19 protein-coding genes and 1 pseudogene are annotated in these 18,127 nt (G+C 63.6%); 5 read left to right on the top strand and 15 right to left on the bottom strand.

What is annotated here, in order from left to right; genetic code table 11:
* Window positions 1-48: 48 nt before the first annotated feature.
* The gene (locus HAP54_RS24700) at window positions 49-468 is read right to left on the bottom strand and encodes an NUDIX hydrolase (protein ID WP_166308336.1); all 420 of its coding nucleotides are present in this window, start codon (window positions 466-468) and stop codon (window positions 49-51) included.
* 41 nt (window positions 469-509) lie between these two features.
* Entirely contained in the window at window positions 510-1,010 is a 501-nt protein-coding gene (locus HAP54_RS24705; protein WP_166304442.1) for a hypothetical protein, read from the bottom strand.
* A gap of 62 nt (window positions 1,011-1,072) precedes the next feature.
* Here HAP54_RS24705 and HAP54_RS24710 point away from each other — a divergent pair, with 62 nt between their 5' ends.
* The gene (locus tag HAP54_RS24710) at window positions 1,073-1,831 is read left to right on the top strand and encodes an SOS response-associated peptidase (protein ID WP_166304445.1); all 759 of its coding nucleotides are present in this window, start codon (window positions 1,073-1,075) and stop codon (window positions 1,829-1,831) included.
* Between the two features lie 191 nt (window positions 1,832-2,022).
* On the opposite strand, the gene HAP54_RS24715 is transcribed toward HAP54_RS24710, so the two are convergent.
* The 5 genes and pseudogenes from HAP54_RS24715 to HAP54_RS24735 form a co-directional block, all read right to left on the bottom strand.
* Window positions 2,023-3,152 (bottom strand): IS3-like element ISRj2 family transposase gene (locus HAP54_RS24715; RefSeq protein WP_166204126.1). Its coding sequence is split into 2 segments (ribosomal slippage): window positions 2,023-2,900 and window positions 2,900-3,152, totalling 1,131 coding nucleotides; the frame shifts between segments, so codons are not numbered across the junction.
* A gap of 245 nt (window positions 3,153-3,397) precedes the next feature.
* Window positions 3,398-4,164, bottom strand: a pseudogene (locus tag HAP54_RS24720) (IS5 family transposase).
* 245 nt (window positions 4,165-4,409) lie between these two features.
* On the bottom strand, window positions 4,410-4,805 hold the full coding sequence (locus tag HAP54_RS24725; protein ID WP_029078990.1) for a RidA family protein: 396 nt from the start codon (window positions 4,803-4,805) through the stop codon (window positions 4,410-4,412).
* 5 nt (window positions 4,806-4,810) lie between these two features.
* Window positions 4,811-5,290, bottom strand: a complete 480-nt coding sequence (locus tag HAP54_RS24730) for a DUF6691 family protein (protein WP_166304447.1) — start codon at window positions 5,288-5,290, stop codon at window positions 4,811-4,813.
* Between the two features lie 2 nt (window positions 5,291-5,292).
* Window positions 5,293-5,718, bottom strand: a complete 426-nt coding sequence (locus tag HAP54_RS24735) for a YeeE/YedE family protein (RefSeq protein ID WP_166304450.1) — start codon at window positions 5,716-5,718, stop codon at window positions 5,293-5,295.
* 213 nt (window positions 5,719-5,931) lie between these two features.
* Between HAP54_RS24735 and HAP54_RS24740 the strand changes: the two genes are divergently transcribed.
* Both HAP54_RS24740 and HAP54_RS24745 read left to right on the top strand, forming a co-directional pair.
* Window positions 5,932-6,366, top strand: coding sequence for a hypothetical protein (locus tag HAP54_RS24740; RefSeq protein WP_166214787.1), 435 nt, complete (start codon window positions 5,932-5,934; stop codon window positions 6,364-6,366).
* Window positions 6,367-6,717: 351 nt separating this feature from the next.
* Window positions 6,718-7,656, top strand: a complete 939-nt coding sequence (locus tag HAP54_RS24745) for an IS110 family transposase (RefSeq protein WP_224741801.1) — start codon at window positions 6,718-6,720, stop codon at window positions 7,654-7,656.
* Window positions 7,657-8,235: 579 nt separating this feature from the next.
* On the opposite strand, the gene HAP54_RS24750 is transcribed toward HAP54_RS24745, so the two are convergent.
* From HAP54_RS24750 to HAP54_RS24765, 4 genes are all read right to left on the bottom strand, one after another.
* A complete protein-coding gene (locus HAP54_RS24750; protein ID WP_166304453.1) occupies window positions 8,236-9,270 on the bottom strand; it encodes an IS110 family transposase in 1,035 nt (344 codons plus the stop codon).
* Between the two features lie 153 nt (window positions 9,271-9,423).
* On the bottom strand, window positions 9,424-9,981 hold the full coding sequence (locus HAP54_RS24755; protein ID WP_224741800.1) for a mismatch-specific DNA-glycosylase: 558 nt from the start codon (window positions 9,979-9,981) through the stop codon (window positions 9,424-9,426).
* A gap of 4 nt (window positions 9,982-9,985) precedes the next feature.
* A protein-coding gene (locus HAP54_RS24760; protein ID WP_166295259.1) for an IS3 family transposase occupies window positions 9,986-11,139 on the bottom strand; the annotation gives its coding sequence in 2 pieces (ribosomal slippage) (window positions 9,986-10,890 and window positions 10,890-11,139; 1,155 coding nt in all).
* A gap of 191 nt (window positions 11,140-11,330) precedes the next feature.
* Window positions 11,331-11,729, bottom strand: coding sequence for a hypothetical protein (locus tag HAP54_RS24765; protein ID WP_166304456.1), 399 nt, complete (start codon window positions 11,727-11,729; stop codon window positions 11,331-11,333).
* Between the two features lie 163 nt (window positions 11,730-11,892).
* On the opposite strand from HAP54_RS24765, the gene HAP54_RS24770 reads away from it, so the two are divergent.
* Both HAP54_RS24770 and HAP54_RS24775 read left to right on the top strand, forming a co-directional pair.
* Window positions 11,893-12,039: an NAD(P)-binding protein gene (locus tag HAP54_RS24770; protein WP_224741799.1), complete on the top strand. Its 147-nt coding sequence runs from the start codon at window positions 11,893-11,895 to the stop codon at window positions 12,037-12,039.
* A 66-nt stretch (window positions 12,040-12,105) separates the two neighbouring features.
* Complete coding sequence (locus HAP54_RS24775) at window positions 12,106-13,566, top strand: flavin-containing monooxygenase (protein ID WP_224742046.1); 1,461 nt, start codon at window positions 12,106-12,108, stop codon at window positions 13,564-13,566.
* A 281-nt stretch (window positions 13,567-13,847) separates the two neighbouring features.
* Here HAP54_RS24775 and HAP54_RS24780 read toward each other — a convergent pair whose 3' ends face one another.
* From HAP54_RS24780 to HAP54_RS24795, 4 genes are all read right to left on the bottom strand, one after another.
* On the bottom strand, window positions 13,848-14,243 hold the full coding sequence (locus HAP54_RS24780) for a hypothetical protein (protein ID WP_029078984.1): 396 nt from the start codon (window positions 14,241-14,243) through the stop codon (window positions 13,848-13,850).
* A 392-nt stretch (window positions 14,244-14,635) separates the two neighbouring features.
* The gene (thiC, locus tag HAP54_RS24785) at window positions 14,636-16,534 is read right to left on the bottom strand and encodes a phosphomethylpyrimidine synthase ThiC (RefSeq protein WP_166304459.1); all 1,899 of its coding nucleotides are present in this window, start codon (window positions 16,532-16,534) and stop codon (window positions 14,636-14,638) included.
* A gap of 166 nt (window positions 16,535-16,700) precedes the next feature.
* Complete coding sequence (locus HAP54_RS24790) at window positions 16,701-17,309, bottom strand: thiamine phosphate synthase (RefSeq protein ID WP_166304462.1); 609 nt, start codon at window positions 17,307-17,309, stop codon at window positions 16,701-16,703.
* Window positions 17,296-18,078, bottom strand: coding sequence for a thiazole synthase (locus HAP54_RS24795; protein WP_166304465.1), 783 nt, complete (start codon window positions 18,076-18,078; stop codon window positions 17,296-17,298). Before HAP54_RS24795 ends, HAP54_RS24790 begins: the two co-directional genes overlap by 14 nt.
* Window positions 18,079-18,127 lie beyond the last annotated feature (49 nt).

An 18,127-nucleotide genomic window follows, 5' to 3' on the forward strand; every position in this document is an offset into this window, starting at 1 on the left:
GGCGCAAAGGGCCTGTAATACCGCCTCCCAAGCGCCCCAAAACCGGCCTCAAACCAGCCGCCGGGCGGCCGCAATGACCTCATGGAGACCGCCGGTGACCTTGAGGTCGCCGATCGCCTCCGGCGCCAGCCATTTGAAATCGTCGTGCTCGTCGTTCAGCACGGGCTCGCGGGACGCCCAGCGCGCCGCGAATGTCATGATCAGATAATGCCCGGTGCCGGGGCCGGTCGGCAGCACCCCGCGCCAGCCGGCCATGCCCAGGATTTCGACCCTGAGGCCAGTCTCCTCGTCGATCTCCCGGTGCAGGGCGGTGTGCAAGGATTCGCCGAACTCGACCCGGCCGCCGGGCAGCGAATAGAAGCCTTTTCCGGGCGAGCGGGCGCGGCGGACCAGCAGCACCTTGCCGTCGCGAAAAATCACGCCGGAGACGGCGAGCTGCGGGCGGATCGGAGGTTCGGGAGAGGCCAAGGCAATCAACAATCAGGTTCAAGCACTTTATGCCCGATAAATCAGGCGCCCGCCATGATGCTGTCGACGTCGGCCTCTGCGGCGCCGTTGATGATGCCGGCGGTCAGCATCACCAGCGGCTTGACCCAGACGATCGCCTGCTCGGCGAGCGCGACCCGGCTCTTGTCCTGATGCAATTGCCGCATCGCGGCGCCGACCTCAGTCAGTATCTTGGTCATGCTGTCGGTGAGCTGGTCGAATTCGGCCCGGATTCCGGCATCGGCGGTCTCATAGGATTCGATCGCGAGATCGCGCGCCTTGAAATTGGAGGCGGTGAAATGCTCGGCATAGGACAGCGGCTGCCATTCCAGGAAATCGCTGGCGCATTCCGGCAGGTCCGGAACCATCTCAAGCAGCATGATGGCTTCGTTGAAGTGATTGAGGTAGTCGGTGGCAAGCCCGGTCCGGGGATTGATGTTGGCGGCGCGCAACAGCGTCGCCCGCGCCTCGTCGGGGTACGTCGGTCGCGGGGAAGAGCCCGCTATGGCGGCCGTTGAGGTCATTGATCGCAGTCTTTAACGTTCCAAGTTAAGGCAGAATAAACGGATACCACTCTGGACGGGAAATGTGCGGACGCTTTGTCATAACCTCGCCGCCGGCGGCCTTGCGCGAGATGTTCGGCTATATCGAGCAGCCGAATTTTCCGCCACGGTATAATGTTGCGCCGACCCAGCCAATCCCGGTGGTGCTGCTGCAGAATGGCGGCCGGCATTTTCAATTGATGCGCTGGGGCCTGATCCCGTCCTGGGTCAAGGACCCCCGGACGTTCTCGCTTTTGATCAATGCCCGCTCCGAGACAGTGCGGGAGAAGCCGGCCTTCAAGAACGCGATCAAGCGGCGCCGCGCGCTGATCCCGGCCGACGGCTATTACGAATGGCAGGATGCCGGCGGCCGCAAGCGGCCGTTCTTCATCCATCGCCGCGACGGCCACCCGCTCGCCTTCGCAGCGCTCGCCGAGACCTGGATGGGGCCGAACGGCGAGGAGCAGGACACGGTCGCGATCGTCACCGCGCCCGCAAGCCCCGACCTCGCGCAGCTGCATCACCGTGTGCCGGTCACGATCCGGCCCGAGCAATTCGCGCGCTGGCTCGATTGCCTGCCCAACGATGTCGACGACGTGATGCCGATGCTGAAAGGGCCCGATGTCGGCGAGTTCGCCTGGCACCAGGTGACGATGCGGGTGAACAGCGTCGCCAATGACGACGCGCAATTGCTGCTGCCGATGAGTGCGGAAGAGATCGCCGCGGAAGATGCGCCGGCGAAGAAGGCCACACCGCGAAAGACGAGTGTGCGGGAGGATGACGGGCAGGGGTCGTTGTTTTAGCGATCGGTTGGAAAAGCGTGGTGCGTGGCGCGAATACAGGTACAGAGAGCTGGCGCCGGTTGTTTGGACAGCGCCCCGCGGGATTTAAGTGGATTCCTGCCGGGTTATGCTGAACGCGGGGCCTTACGATTTTGTCGTTGCGTCGGGAGGGCGTAGCCCGACCAGAGCGACGACAAAATCGTCGGCGACGGTCATGCGGCCATCACCATAGCTTGCGTGCCGAAGTAAGCCTCGTCGGGCGTGCGCCCGTCAAGGCTCGAGTGAGGGCGTCCCTGATTGTAGAAGGCCAGATACTTGGCAATTGACGCTCGCGCCTCGGACACGCTGTCGTAGGCGCGGAGATAAACTTCTTCGTATTTGACCGTGCGCCAGAGCCGCTCGACAAACACGTTGTCGCGCCAGGCGCCCTTGCCGTCCATGCTGATGGCGATCTTCGCGTCCAGCAGCACATCGGTGAACTCGAGGCTGGTGAACTGGCTGCCCTGGTCCGTGTTGAAAATCTCGGGCCTGCCGTGCTTCGCCAACGCCTCCTGGACCGCTTCGACGCAGAAGGCCGCCTCCATTGTGATCGAGACGCGATGGGCCAGGACCCGTCGGCTGAACACATCGACGACCGCCGCGAGATAGACGAAGCCACGCCGCATCGGAATGTAGGTGATGTCCATTGCCCACGCCTGGTCGGGCCGCTCGATCTTCAATCCGCGCAACAGGTACGGGTAGATCTTGTGACCCGGTGCCGGCTTACTCGTGTTCGGGCGACGATAGACCGCCTCGATCCCCATGCGCTTCATCAGCGTCGCAATGTGGCGGCGACCGGCGTATACGCCCTCCCGCCGCAGCAACGATCGCTGCATACGCGCTCCCGCGAAGGGATAATCGAGATGCAACTCATCGAGCCGACGCATCAAGGCAAGGTCCTCGGCCGAAACTGGCCGAGGTTCATAGTAGACCGTGCTGCGAGCCAGCTTCAGGACCTTCGCCTGGCGCACGATAGAAAGATCATGACCGCGGTCGATCATCGCTTTGCGCTCAGCAGGCCCGCCTTGGTGAGCGCGCCGGACAAAAAATCGTTTTCCAACGCCAGCTCGCCGATCTTGGCATGTAACGCCTTCAAATCGACCGGCGTCTCGGCCGACGCCTTGTCATGCCCAAACACGCCGGCGGCGCCTTCCAGGAGCTGGTTTTTCCAGATCGTGATCTGGTTCGGATGAACATCAAACAGTTGCGCCAGCTCCGCCAGCGTCTTGTCGCCTTTGACCGCAGCCAAAGCAACCTTCGCCTTGAATGCCGGAGAATGCATCCGGCGGCTCTTCTTCGTCATCTTCGCTCCTGATTCGCGGCAAGAATCCTCGCCGCTGTCAGGCAGAAAATCCACTCAAGCTACTGTCCGAATTTGCGGAGCCAGCTCTCAGATTTCTCCACATCGTCGTCCTGGCGAAAGCCAGGACCCATAACCACCGCAGTTGATCGTGAACGGGATAGTGGCCCCAGCGTCGCGCAACAATTGAGATCTGCGGTAATGGGTCCTGGCTCCCGTGCGCAATTGCGCACTAGGTGGTGTGGACACTAGCGCATCCATAGAACGATGGCTGCGAGAGTGACGACGGCCCGGTAGTTCCGGGCCGTTTTTTCGAAGCGGGTTGCGACGCGGCGGAACTGCTTGAGCTTTGAGAAGCAGCATTCGACGAGATGACGCTGGGCATAGAAATGCTTGTCGAGTGGATATTTGAGCGCGCGTGACGGGTTGTTGGGGATCACGGCGAGCGCGCCTTTGGCGGCGATGGCTTGGCGCAAGTGATCGGCGTCATAGGCCGTATCGGCCATGACGACCTCGGCGGATAAGCCTTCGATCAATGCGGCGGCTTGCGGTGCATCGCCCTTCTGACCTGCGGTGAGCGTGAACCGCACCGGACATCCCAAGCCTCGAACGGCCATATGTATCTTGGTGCTCAGGCCGCCGCGCGAGCGGCCGATCGCTTGATCTTCCGCTTGATCTTCAGACCCCCCTTTTTGGCGCCGGCGGCGTGCTGATGCGCCCGAACGATGGTGGAATCGACGATCAGATATTCGAAGTCCGGATCATCGGACATCGCCTCGAAGATCCGCCACCAAACACCCTTGATGCTCCATCGACTGAAGCGCCGGAACACGCTGTTCCAGTCCCCAAACACCTCCGGAAGATCGCGCCAGGGAGACCCCGTACGCACGATCCACAGCACACCTTCCACGAACATCCGGTTGTCGCGCCCGGTGGAGCCCTTCTGATCGGGGCGCCCTATGATCAGCGGCGCTATCCGCTCCCACGCCGCGTCGCTCAATACCAAACGGTCCATCACACCCAAGGCGGCCTCCCCAAAAGCAGCCTTGAATCTGATTTGCTCCTAAAAGGGAATCCTTAGAGTCCACACCACCTAGGCCAGGACGACGATGAAGATTCAACCTGCCAAACAGCTTGATCGGTGTCATCACCCGCGCATGCGGATGATCCAGTATTCCAGAGACGCCAGTGTTTGAGCCGAGCGGCCGCGGCGCGCCCTCAGGTGCGCAATTGCGCACCGGGGAATGACGAAGGGAGCCTTCACCCCTTCACCGACGCCACGCCCTCGATCTCGATCAGCATCTTCGGATTGGGCAGCGCCACCACGACGCAGGTGGTGCGCGCGGGGTAGGGCGCGGGGCCGAACGCGCCGGCATACAGGACGTTCATGGTGGCGACGTCGGAGGCGCGGGTCAGCAGCACGTTGACCTTGACGAGATCGCGCATCGTTGCGCCCGCCTCGTTCAGCACACGTTTGAAATTGGTAACGACATTGGCGAACTGCGCCTCGAAACCGTCAGGCAGCTCGCGGTTGGCGTCGAAGCCGGGAATGCCGGAGATGAACAGCAAATCGCCGACGCGGGCGCCGAACGAGAGCGGCGGCGCCTGGACGCCGGGCGGAGGAGGGAAGTGCTTGATCGCTGTCGTTTCTGTCATTGGGATCACCCGTCTGCGCGAGAGGGAAGGGAAGCGGTGTCGATGGTGTGCGGCGCCACTGCGTGGCGGCGCCAGAGATTCTTGCCGAAGAGATTCTGACCGATCATGCCTGCGAGCATCGCGATGACAAAGACCACGATCGGCAGCGAGAGGCCGGCGAGGTTAACCAGCGCCGGTCCGGGGCAGATGCCGGCGAGGCCCCAGCCGATGCCGAACAGCACGGCGCCGGCAACCAGCGGCGCATCGATGTCGTTGCGGTCGGGCCAGAGGAAGCGCGCCGAGAAGGCGGGTGCGGTGCGCTGCCGCGCGATCGCAAAGCCTGTTGCTGCGACCGCGACGGCGCCGGCCATCACGAAAGCGAGCGTCGCATCCCAGGCGCCAAACAAATCGAGGAAGCCGAGCACCTTCTGCGGATCGGTCATGCCCGAGATCAGCAGGCCGGCGCCGAAGATCAGGCCGCAGACGAAGCTGGCAAGAAGCGGCATCGCTAGCCTCCCAATCCATGTCTTGCGATCGCGACCGTCGCGATCGCCGCCAGCATGAAGATGATGGTGGCCGCAATCGAGCGGCCGGACAGCCGCGCGAAGCCGCAGACGCCGTGGCCCGAAGTGCAGCCATTGCCCATCCGGGTGCCGAACCCGACCAGCAATCCCGCGATCGTGATCACCGCGAGGCTCGCATTCATCGCCGGCCGCGGCAGCGGCGCGCCGAACAGCGCCGCAATCAGGGGCGCCGCGACCAGCCCCGCGATGAACGCGACGCGCCAGGAGCGGTCGACGGTATCGGCCTGCAGCAGGCCGCCGACGATGCCGGTGACGCCTGCGATTCGTCCGGTCAGCAGCATCAGCAGCGCCGCGGCGAGCCCGATCAGCGCGCCGCCGGCGAGGCCGGAAAAGGGGGTGAAATCGTGCATCGATGCTGATCCCTGTTGCGCGAACACCTCAGCGATCCGGCAAAGTGGCGGCTGCGGATGCGCCAACGTCGCGCGACTGTGCACCCGATGATAGACTCCGCCAGATCAGGAACAAGCGCAATCCCGCGTGTTTGCCGGCATTTCAACGATGCCTCCAGCCGGCTGGATTGCCGCAATTCGCTTCTCGCTCTCAATTCGTCCGGAGAACACCCCATGAGATTGTCATCCGCCATCCGCGCCGCGCTGTTCGCGCTGGCGCTGCTCACCGGCTCGTCCGCCGCCTTGGCCGACGAGGGCGCCGTGACGCTCGTGATCTTCAAGGGCGGCTGGATCTTCGGCGGCTCCGCCGGCAAGGGCGTTTTGACCTTCCACGGCCAGACCTACGGGCTCACCGCCGGCGGGCTGGACTACGGCCTCGTGTTCGGCGGCTCCCAGACCACCTTGCAGGGGCGGGTCCGTAATATCCGCCGCGCCCAGGACATCGCTGGCGTCTACGCCGCGGCCGGCATGGGCGTTGCCCTCGGCGCCGGCGTGCGCGGCATCCTCTTGACCAACCAGAACGGCGCGGTGCTCGAATTGAGCGGCAAGCAGGTCGGCCTGATGGCCAATGTCGACCTCAGCGGGCTTGCGATTACGTTGAAGGAGTAACGGGCGCGTTGTTCGTAGGTTTCGTAGGATGGGTAGAGCCAACGGGTCCGCGCAACGCGCGGCCCGATGATAAACTCCGCGAAACCCATCGCCTTCGTCGTCCTGGGAGAGATGATGGGTATCGCTACGCTCCACCCATCCTTGTATTAGCGCGCTGGGTTAGACTGGCCTCGTTCCGTGAGGAATGGCCCAGCTCGGGTGGCCGCCCGGGCTGGGCCGCTGATCGATCGGATCGTTACCCATCGAAGCCTTGAGGGCTGTTATTCGTAGCAAGATCGCGATCGGCACTTCATCGGGACCCGCATGGTTGAACGAACTTTAGGTTCGCATCACAAGGGAGGGTCGAGGAAGATGGCCAAGCGTACCACAATCTGTGCCGGGATCGATACCGGCAAGCGCAAGCTCGACGTGGCGCTCGACGGCAACTCGGAGCAGCTGCAGGTGGAGAACACGGCGGAAGGTCACAAGGCGCTGCTGGAGTGGCTTGGGCGGCGCAAGGTCAAGCGGGTTGGGATCGAGGCGAGCGGTGGCTATGAGCAAGCCGTCGTCGCCGAGTTACGGCGCATGCGGTTTGTCGTCGTGGTGTTCCAGCCGGCGCAGGTGCGTGCCTATGCCAAATACCGCGGGCAACGTGCCAAGAACGATCGGATCGATGCCGCGCTGATCGCCGCCTGCGCCGCTGCGGTCAACAAGATCCACCCGGCCCCTGACGCAAGATTATCGCCCTTGGCCGGGCAGCTGACACTGATCGATCAGATCGGAGAGGATATCACGCGGTTCAAGAACCGGCTCGAGAGCTGTCGCGATGCGCGTATCCAAAAGCTCTGGAAGGAAGATATCGTCCGCCTGGCCAAGCGCGAACGCGTCGAGTTCAAGGCTTTGGTGGCAGCGATCCGCGAACAGCACGATCTCGCTGCCCGGCTCGATCTGATCTACAGCGTCGGCGGGGCCGGGCTGCCGACTGCGGTCGCCATTCTGGTGCGCATGCCGGAGATCGGCCAAATCAGCCGCGAGCAGGCCGCAGCTCTTGCGGGCCTTGCGCCTTATGATGACGACAGCGGAGAGCATATTGGCGCTCGTCACATCATCGGTGGACGCAAGCGCCTGCGAGAGGCGCTCTATGCTGCAGCGCTGGCGGCGTCGTTCCGCTGGAATCCGCAGCTCATCGCCCTTTACAAGCGACTGATCGCCGCCGGTAAGGGTCACAAGCGCGGCGCTAATCGCCTGCGCCAGGAAGCTGCTCGTCTTCATCAACGCCGTAGTGGCCCGAGGCACCCCTTGGCAAGCTGACATGTCAGCTGTTCCAGCAGCCTGAAGCGTTTCTTTGTTCGACCGGGGCGCCGTTTCTTCGTCCCGACCTGCCGTCACCAGGACGTCGCGCACAGCGGCCGTCAAGGATGGCCGTCGCTCAAATGCCACCACATCCTCATCCTCAACAGGCCACGCCTTGATGGCCGCGAGCACGGCGTCAGTCTCAACGGCGATCGGACAATTCAATCGCACACAACCGAAAGAGCTAATGGTTGCTACGGTCCTGCCAATGATCTGTAGCGCGCATGAGCGAAGCGATATGCGGGACCGCACCAACCCCGGATGTCGCTTCGCTCATCCGGGCTTCTGTAACGGGCCTTTGTAAGTCAATCCCTTTTTGCGTGATCCACTCGCCGGGCACTTGCTTCTGTACGGGATCGGCGCGAAGGCCGTCGCCTGATGGGGTGCATTGAGGAGCCGGCCGGCCAATCTACGGAAGCGTGGTTGTGAGCCACTTCCCGGATGGCGGCCTGACCGGATCCATCGTCCCGGCGCAGGGACCTCGCTCAGGGAGAGCCTGGTGTCGTGGCCCGCCCAGAACCGATTGCTGCTCCTTGCTTAGGTTGCCGAGGCCTTGGCCATCGGGTTGAACGGTTTGGCGTCGGCGAGCATGCGATGCAGAACGACGGCGAGCTTGCGTGCGAGCGCCACCTTGGCCTTGCGCAGGCCTGCGCGCCGGGCGATCCGCATCGCCCAGCCTTTCAGCGCCGAGCAGTTCCTGACCGGCTTGGTCAGCATGACGTGAGCCGCTTGATAGAGCGCCTCGCGCACGGAGGCATCGCCGATCTTGCTGATGCGGCCGGTATAGTCGGTTTCGCCCGATTGGTACTTCTTCGGGGTGAGGCCAAAATGCGCTCCCGTCGCCTTCGAGGACCGGAAGCGCTTCGGGTCGTCGACCGCCGAGGCGTAGGTAAGCGCCACGATCGGGCCGACGGACGGTGTCGTCATCAGGAGGCGGGCTTGAGGGTGCGACCTGGCGAGCTTTTGGGTGTGCTTATCCAGGCCATTGAACTCGCGCCGCAGCACGGCGTGGGCTTCGAGCAGCGCCTGTGCCACGATCTCAAGTCCGGGATGGCCCGCTACGAGCTCCCGGATGCGTTCGGCGAACGTGCGCTCGGTGGTCGTGCCGACCTTCAGACCGAAGCCGCGGAGCACGCCGCGCAGGCTGTTCTCGATGTCGCGCAGCTTGGACTGCAGCAGCTTGCGTGCCGTCAGAACCGCCCGCGTCTCTTGCGCTTCGATCGACTTGCAGTGCACCGGCCGGAACCAGCCCAGCCGCATCAGTTGCGCGATCCCGCGGGCATCGTTGCGGTCCGACTTCACCGGCATCGCCTTGAAGGCATCGCGGACGTGCCGCGTCTCCAACAGTTCGACTGCCAGGCCCGCATCCCGCATCGCTGCGTAGAGCCATTGCGACAGCGGACTAGCCTCCAGCCCGATCCGTTCCAGCACCAACCCCAGCGACCGCAACCAGGTGATCAAGGCCTCCGGCTCACTCGCAACCCTCGCCTCGCGCAAAATCTTACCTGTCCCATCGACAAGGCAGACGCTCGAGCATTCCAAAGACACGTCGATTCCTGCATAGTGGTACATGGTCGTCCCTTAATGATGCTTGGAGCGGGCTTGCCCGACTCCGTTTATTGACACCATCAGTTTGAGGGACGACCGCCTTCCAACCAACAGGCCGCTCGCGAGCGCGCTTCCAAATCGCGCCGTAGCGAGCGGGCGGCCGGCCCGTTACCCCATCTACGCATTTTCGTCCGGACGAGCCAGGCCGATCCACTCCGCCAGCTCGCGCCACGGCCGCAAATTCCAATGCCCGGACGCCGCGCCGGACGGCGACGGCAACACGAACACATCGGGAAAGCTGCCGATCTGCGGCTGCCGGCCGAACGCGAGCGCGCTGGTCGGCCTGCCGTAAAACAGGCTCGCCGCCTTCTTGCTGGTGAAGGCGATCGTCTTCGGCCGATGCCTCTCGATCTTCGCCCTGAAGCCTGCGACATCGAACGAGCCCCGCGCGATCTCATGATCCATCCCGGCGCCGGTCTTGGAGAGATCGGTGAAGCCGATGCCGAGTTCGAGCAGCGCCGCGAACTCATCCGGCCGATAGCGCCGTGGCGTGATGCCGGCCTCATGCAGCGCACGCCAGAACCGGTTGCCGGGATGCGCGTAGTAATGCCCGACCGCGGCCGAGCGCGTGCTGGCCGCCGTGCCGACGAAGACCAGGCGCAGATTGGCGCGGAGCTGGTCGGGGAGGCGGTGAAGGTTATTAGCGGGCTGAGCTGCTGCCGGTTTGATGGACACCCGCTTAAGCTAATCCCACCTTGCGCTCGAACTCAACCGGGCTGAGATAGCCGATGGTCGAGTGCCTGCGGGTCGTGTTGTAAAATCGTTCGATGTAGTCGAACACATCGGCGCGTGCCTCATCTCTGGTTTGATAAATCTTGTTGGCCGTACGCTCGGTCTTGAGCGAGGAGAAGAAGCTCTCCATCGCCGCGTTGTCCCAGACGTTGCCGGAGCGGCTCATGCTGCAAACGATGCCGTGGTCGGCCATCAGGCGCTGGAACTGCTCGCTGGTGTACTGGCTGCCCTGGTCGGAGTGATGCAACAGCGCATCCGGCTTGCCGCGCCGCCAGACGGCCATCAACAATGCGTCCGTCACGAGCTGTGCCGTCATGGAGGCACTCATCGACCAGCCCACCACGCGGCGTGAGAACAGGTCGATCACCGCTGCGACATAGAGCCAGCCTTCGGCCGTCCAGAGATAGGTGAAGTCGGCGATCCACTTCTGGTTCGGCCGCTCGGCGGCGAACTGCCGGTCAAGGAGGTTCGCCGGTACGGTCTCGAGCTGTCGATCGCCGCTGTCCTTCGGTAAGCGCCGACGTCGCGGCCGCGCCCGCAAGCCTTGCAGGCGCATCAGCCGCTCAATCCGGTGCAGGCCGCAATCCGCCCCGTCGGCGAGCAGGTCACGCCACACCCGGCGTGCGCCATAGGTGCGGTCGCTGGCGGCGAAGCTGGCCTTGACCTTGCCGCCGAGCTCCTCGTCGCTGCGGGATCTGGCGCTGGGAGAGCGGTTCAGCCAGGCATGGAAGCCCGACCGCGACACTCCCAGCGCATCGCATAGCCATGCCACCGGCCAGATCGTCCGGTGCTTCGCGACGAAGGCGAACTTCATGTCGCTTCCTTCGCGAAGTAGGCTGCGGCCTTTTTTAGGATATCCCGCTCGGCCTTCAGCTTGGCGACCTCACGGCGCAGCCGCTCGATCTCCTGCTGCTCCGGCTTCATCTGCCCGTGGCCGGGAAAGGCTTGCGCCGGGTCGGAGCCCAACTCCTTCACCCATTTGCGGAGAACATTCTCATGAACATCCAGGTCACGGCCAGCTTGCGCCACCGACACCCCACGTTCCCGCACCAGCTTGACCGCCTCGACCTTGAACTCGCGGCTGAACTTCCGTCTTTTCATCGCCACCTCCGGCTTCATGAAACACCTAATCTCGGTGTCCATCAAACCGGCAGCAGCTCACTCTCCACGAGTCACATCGTGGAGAGAGCCCCCACCCATATCGCATCTTCGATGCGATACGACCTCCCCCGCAAGCGGGAGAGGTGGAGCGTGTCTGCGGCCTGACCGGTTCAACCTAACGTCATCGTTGTTTAGCGCGCCGGCTCCTTGATCTCTTCTTCGGTCGTGACCGCTTGTGCAGGCCCCGTCGCGCGCACCATCAGGAACGTTCCCGAGAACCTCGTGCCGCGGATGCTCCAGCGGCCGTCGATCTCGGTCGCGTCGGCATTGACCGAGCCTTCGTAGTGGACGGTGCCGTAGCCGTAACCGGGTGGCTCGTAGCGTTTGACGAACGTCACCGCGCTGCCGGAGCGATGACCTGCAAGCGAAGCATTGTGGGTGGCGAGCGGGCAGCCCGGCGTCAAGCAAGGCTCGGTTACGCTGCCGCCGATCGCGCCGCCGGCGTCGATCAGCGTCGCCAGGAACGTGACCATACCGGAGCCCGGCTGAACGTAGCTGCCGTCCCAGACGCCGGTGAGATTGTCGGTCATGGCGGTCCCGGTGAAGTGTGGGCGATCATAGCCCGCATGATGTGGAGCGCCCAGCGCCTCAACGCAAGTTGCACGTCGCTCTGCCGGGCGCGGGCGGTTGCCTGCGCTGGCAAAAGGGTCTGTAATCCGCCCCAACAGATCAAGAAGAATTTTGGAGCAGAACATGACGGGAGAGGCGAAAACCCATTACGAGGTGATTGTCGTCGGCGCCGGCGTCGCCGGCATCTACCAGATCAAGCGGCTCGCCGATCTCGGCATCGACGCCACCGTGCTCGAAGGCGCGCCCGATCTCGGCGGCACCTGGTACTAGAACCGCTATCCGGGCTGTCGTTTCGACTCGGAAAGCTACACCTACGGCTTCTCGTTCTCGCGCGAGCTGCTCGACGAGTGGCACTGGAAGGAGCGCTTCTCCGGGCAATCAGAGAATCTGCGCTACCTCAACTACGTCGCCGACAAGTTCGACCTGCGCAAGTACATGCAGTTCAATTGCAAGGTCGAGGCGATGCAGTTCGACGAGGCGTGCGATCTCTGGCAGCTCAAGATCAGTGATGACCGCATGCTGACCTGCCGCTTCGTCGTGCTGGGGATCGGCCTGCTCTCGGCGCCGACCATGCCGCGCGTGCCTGGGATCGACGACTTCAAGGGCCACTCGTTCCATACCTATTATTGGCCGCACGAGCCGGTGGATCTCGCGGGAAAGAAGGTCGCCGTGATCGGCACCGGCGCGACCGGCATTCAGGTGATCGGCGAGATCGCCGACAAGGTAGGCCAACTCACCGTGTTCCAGCGCCGGCCGAACTGGAGCGCGCCGCTCAACAACTCCGCGATCTCAGTGGAGGAGATGGCCGACATCCGCGCGCGCTACGACGAGATCTTCGCCGCCTGCGCACTGACGCCCGGCAGTTTTGTGCACGGTCCCGACAAGCGCGGCTTCTACGAGGTGAGCCGCGAGGAGCGCCTGGCACTGTGGGACAAGCTCTACGACGAGCCCGGCTTCGGCATCTGGTTGGCGAACTTTCGCGAGATTTTTATGGATGAGGCCGCCAATGCCGAATTGTCGGCATACATCGCCGACCGTATCCGCGGCCGCGTGAAGGAGCCCAAAGTCGCCGAAAAGCTGATCCCCAGGGATCACGGCTTCGGCGTGCAGCGCCTGCCGCTGGAGACCAACTATTTCGAGGCGTATAATCGCGACAATGTGCACCTCGTCGACCTCAGCGAGACGCCGCTGGTGCGCGTCACCGAGACGGGCCTGCGCACCATGGCGCGCGACTACGAGTTCGACATCATCGTCTACGCCACCGGCTTCGATGCCATCACCGGCGCCTATGACCTGATCGACATCACCGGCATCGGCGGCGTGAAGCTCGCCGACAAATGGAAGCAGGCGCCGTCGACCTTCCTCGGCATGCTCGTCCACGGCTTCCCGAACCTGCTGATGCCGACCGGCCCGCAAAGCGCCTCAGCCTCGACCAATTTTCCGCGCGGCATCGAGAACGGCGTCAACTGGTGCACCAATCTGCTGCAGTACATGTGGGACCGCGGCCTGACCCGCGCCGATGCGACCCTGGAGGCGCAAGAGCGCTGGACCGCGCATGTCGTCAAGATGTACGAGATCATGCTGATGCGCAAAGCCAAGTCGTGGTTCACCGGCTACAACTCCAACGTCGCCGGCCACGAGGAGGGCACCGTGCGCTACTTCGTCTACAACGGCGGCACGCCAAAGTTCTTGGGGATCATCAACGGCGTGGCGGCGGAGGGGTATCGGGAGATTGAGTTTGGTTCTGGGGCGCGGGCTGGCGCGCAGGCGGCGGCTGTTGGCGCGTCGGCATCGTAGGGTGGGTTAGCGACTTGTCCGCCGTAGCTCGACGAGCGAAGGCGGAAGCGTAACCCACCATCTTCTCGCGGTCGTTATCGCGATCATTACGATGGCTCGCAAAGGTGCTGTCGCGGGCCACCGAACCGCTCTGATCGTCGTTCAACCTCGCCGCGCGGTCGAACCAGGAGGCGCGAAGCGACGATGGCAATCCGGTGCAGTAGACAGCTATCTACAGTGTCCGCATTTAGGACCTTCGATAGTCGATCATCCACGTCGCTCTCAGGCCGTCGCCACCGATATCACATCGAGCAGCGAACATACGGCGTCTCCATTGGCACCGGCTCCTTGGCGCTGAGTGTGATCTTATTCTCGCCAGAGAGTTTTACGTCGATTGCTACGTCTGAAATCGCGACGCCGTCCGAGCACGACGCAATCACTCGAACATTCTGCCCGTCATCGTGCAACGATTTGACAGTACATTTTTGAAACGTGCCGGTGATTTGCTTTCCCTGGACGATTAAGCCGCCCGCGTGGAGATCGGCATCTTTCTTGAACGCGAGCTTGTTGTTCTCCTTGGTGAATACCTTATCGCAGGCCGAGGCGTCGATCGTCCAGGCTCCGTTCAAATCGGCAGCCTGTGTCGAGGCCGATTGCGCAACGAGAAGCACGAATAGTACCGCATTGAAGGTTCTCATAAAAATCTCCAATTAAATGGTCATTAGGCTACTGGACCCGCTGCGAACCGGACGTGGAATTGTCGCTAAATCGTTTGTTTGAGGGGAGCATGATAGCATCATCGACGCGGCACTTCATCGCTTTTGAGCATCTGGCATGCGATGAGACAGCGGATTTTTCGTTGATCCAAGTCAATGGTTCTGCGGAGCACGTGGCGGCCTTGGGCCGGTTGCTGTCGTGACTGCCCCTGTACAATCCGCACACACGCGATGGATTTATGAGTGAGCGCCGTTGAAGCGAAGAGGCCGGGCTCTCGCCCGGCCTCTTCGTTCTGGATGGATGCCTGGGTCATCTGGCGCGAAGACGCGCTTCGCGCTTTTGCCCGGGCATGACGAGCGGAGAGGGCGAGCCCTCACAACACCCGATTGCTCTCCTTCACCTTGTCCGCATCGAGATACAAGCTCTCGCCCATCTCCTTGAACTTGGCGCTCATCGACGCCATGCCGTCCTCGATGACGCCTGACATCGACGCCCCAACGCCCGTCGGGTCGTTAAGCGTCGCGGCGTAGTCGCGCACGTCCTGGGTGATCTTCATCGAGCAGAACTTTGGGCCGCACATCGAGCAGAAATGCGCGACCTTGTGGGCTTCCTTGGGCAGGGTCTCGTCGTGGAAGTTCTTTGCGGTCTCTGGGTCGAGGCCGAGGTTGAACTGGTCCTGCCAGCGGAAGTCGAAGCGGGCGCGCGACAGCGCGTCGTCGCGGAGCTGGGCGGCGGGGTGGCCCTTGGCGAGATCGGAGGCGTGGGCCGCGATCTTGTAGGTGATGACGCCGACCTTGACGTCGTTGCGATCAGGGAGGCCGAGATGCTCCTTCGGCGTGACGTAGCAGAGCATCGCGCAGCCGAACCAGCCGATCATCGCGGCGCCAATGCCCGAGGTGATGTGGTCATAGCCCGGCGCGATGTCGGTCGTCAGCGGCCCGAGGGTGTAGAACGGCGCCTCGCCGCATTCCTTGAGCTGCTTGTCCATGTTGATCTTGATCTTGTGCATCGGCACGTGGCCGGGGCCCTCGATCATGACCTGGCAGCCCTTGTCCCACGCGATCTTGGTCAACTCGCCGAGCGTCTCGAGCTCCGCGAACTGCGCGCGGTCGTTGGCATCGGCGATCGAACCGGGGCGCAGGCCGTCGCCGAGCGAGAACGAGACGTCATACTTGCGCATGAGGTCGCAGATCTCGTCGAAATGGGTGTAGAGGAAACTCTCCTTGTGGTGCGCCAGGCACCACTTCGCCATGATCGAGCCGCCGCGCGACACGATGCCGGTGACGCGGTTGGCGGTGAGGTGGATGTAGGGCAGGCGCACGCCGGCGTGGATCGTGAAATAGTCGACGCCCTGCTCGCACTGCTCGATCAGGGTGTCCTTGTAGAGCTCCCAGGTCAGCTTGACGGGATCTCCGTCGCACTTCTCCAACGCCTGGTAGATCGGCACGGTGCCGATCGGCACCGGCGAGTTGCGCAAAATCCATTCGCGGGTGGTGTGGATGTTGCGGCCGGTCGAGAGGTCCATCACGGTGTCGGCGCCCCAGCGGATCGCCCACACCATCTTGTCGACCTCTTCCTCGACCGACGAGGTCACCGCCGAGTTGCCGATATTGGCGTTGATCTTGGTCAGGAAGTTGCGGCCGATGATCATCGGTTCGAGCTCGGCATGGTTGATGTTGGAGGGGATGATGGCGCGGCCGCGCGCGATCTCGCTGCGGACGAATTCCGGCGTGATGAAGGCCGGCACCGCGGCGCCAAAACTCTCGCCATCGGCAAGGGCGGCTTCGGCGCGTTCGAGCTGCTGCTTGCGGCCGAGATTCTCGCGCTCGGCGACGTAGATCATCTCCTTGGTGATGATGCCGGCGCGGGCGAACTCGAGCTGCGTGATCTTGTGGCCGTCGAGCCCGCGCAGCGGCGTGTGATGCGCGGTGAAGGCTTTTGCAGCATGCGAGGCGCCGACGTTGCCGTTGTCCTCCGGCTTGATGGTGCGGCCTTCATATTCCTCGACGCCGCCGCGCTCCTTGACCCAGGCCAGCCGATTGCGCGGCAGGCCGCTGTTGACGTCGATCGTGACGGCCGGATCGGTGTAGGGGCCCGAGGTGTCATAGACCGGCAGGTTCGGCTCGCCGGCGCCTTCGGAGAGGATGATCTCGCGCAACGGCACGCGCAGATCGGGCGCGGCCTCCGGCGTCGCAAAGATCTTGCGCGAGGAGGGCAGCGAGCCTGTGGTGACGGCGGGACGTGTGGTGTCGGGGTTGGAGCGGATGTTCATAGCGTATCCTCCGTTTAATTCGTGTGCGTAATGTTGTTCTCGTCACCCTGAGGTGCGCGCTCTTGCGCGCCTCGAAGGGTCGACGAGCCGGGCCGTCGCCCTTCGAGGGCCGCTGAAGAAGCGGCCACCTCAGGGTGACGGGATAAACAGTGTGCGGTAGGCAGCATCACGCGGCCTCCGCGCTGAGGCCGAGCCATTGTCTGACCCGCGCGTCGGGGTCGGCGTTCTGCGTGACGTCAGAGACGACGGCGATCGATTCGGCTCCGGCGGCGAAGATCTCGGCGGCGTGCTCGAACTTGATGCCGCCGATCGCGACAAGCGGGATCGCGCCGATGCGCTTCTTCCACTCGGTGATCTTCGCAATACCCTGTGGTTCGAACCGCATCGACTTCAGCGTGGTGAAGAAGATCGGGCCGAGCGCGACGTAATCGGGCTTGGCTGCGAGCGCGGTGGCGAGTTCAGCATCGTCATGGGTGGAGACGCCGAGCGTCAGTTTCGCTTTGCGTATTTCACCGAGGTCCGCGTCGGCGAGGTCTTCCTGGCCGAGATGCAGATGCTCGGCGCCGGCGACGATCGCCGCGCGCCAGTAGTCGTTGACGACGAGCTTGGTCGGCGTGCCCTTCGTGATCGCCAGCGCATCGCTGACGATCTGCAGCGCCCCGGCATCGTCGAGATCCTTGGCGCGCAGCTGGATGGTGCCGACGCCGAGCTTGGTCAGGCGTTCGACCCATTTGATGCTGTCGACGACGGGATAAAACGGATCAGGATACGGCATGCCAGAACGGGGTCCCAACGACAGGGGTGGAGGGGGAGGCGAAGTCGCGGGCTTCCATCAGCCCGGCCTCATAGGCGGTGCGGCCGGCCTCGACGCCGAGCCGGAAGGCGTTGGCCATCGCGACGGGATCGGCGGCTTTGGCCACCGCGGTGTTGAGCAGCACGGCGTCGTAGCCGAGCTCGAGCGCTTCGGCGGCATGCGACGGCGCGCCTAAGCCGGCGTCGACCACCAGCGTGATGTCGGGCAGGCGGTCGCGCAACAGCTTCAGCGCGTCGCGGTTGGTGATGCCTTTTGCACTGCCGATCGGCGCGGCCCACGGCATCACCACCTTGCAGCCGGCATCGACGAGGCGCGAAGCGACCGAGAAATCCTCGGTGCAATAGGGGAACACCTCGAACCCGTCCTTGATCAGGATCGCGGCGGCCTCGACCAAGCCGACCACGTCCGGCTGCAGCGTGTCGTTGTCGGCGATCACCTCGAGCTTGATCCAGGGCGTGCCGAACAATTCGCGCGCCAGCTTCGCGGTGGTCACCGCCTCCTTGACGCTGCGGCAGCCCGCGGTGTTCGGCAGCACGGTGACGCCGAGCTCGCGGATCAGCGACCAGAACGCATCGCCGGTCTTGCCGCCGGCGGCTTCGCGGCGGAGCGATACGGTGACGATGCTGGCGCCGGAGGCGCGGATCGCGCTCTGCATGATCGCGGGCGAGGGATACAGCGCCGTGCCGATCAGCAGGCGCGAGGGGAAGGATTTGCCATAGAAGTTCACCATGTCCGAGGTGTCTCCTCAAATGTGGTCGTCATCCCCGCGAAGGCGGGGA

Source organism: Bradyrhizobium sp. 2S1 (assembly GCF_011516625.5).
GTDB lineage: Bacteria > Pseudomonadota > Alphaproteobacteria > Rhizobiales > Xanthobacteraceae > Bradyrhizobium > Bradyrhizobium septentrionale.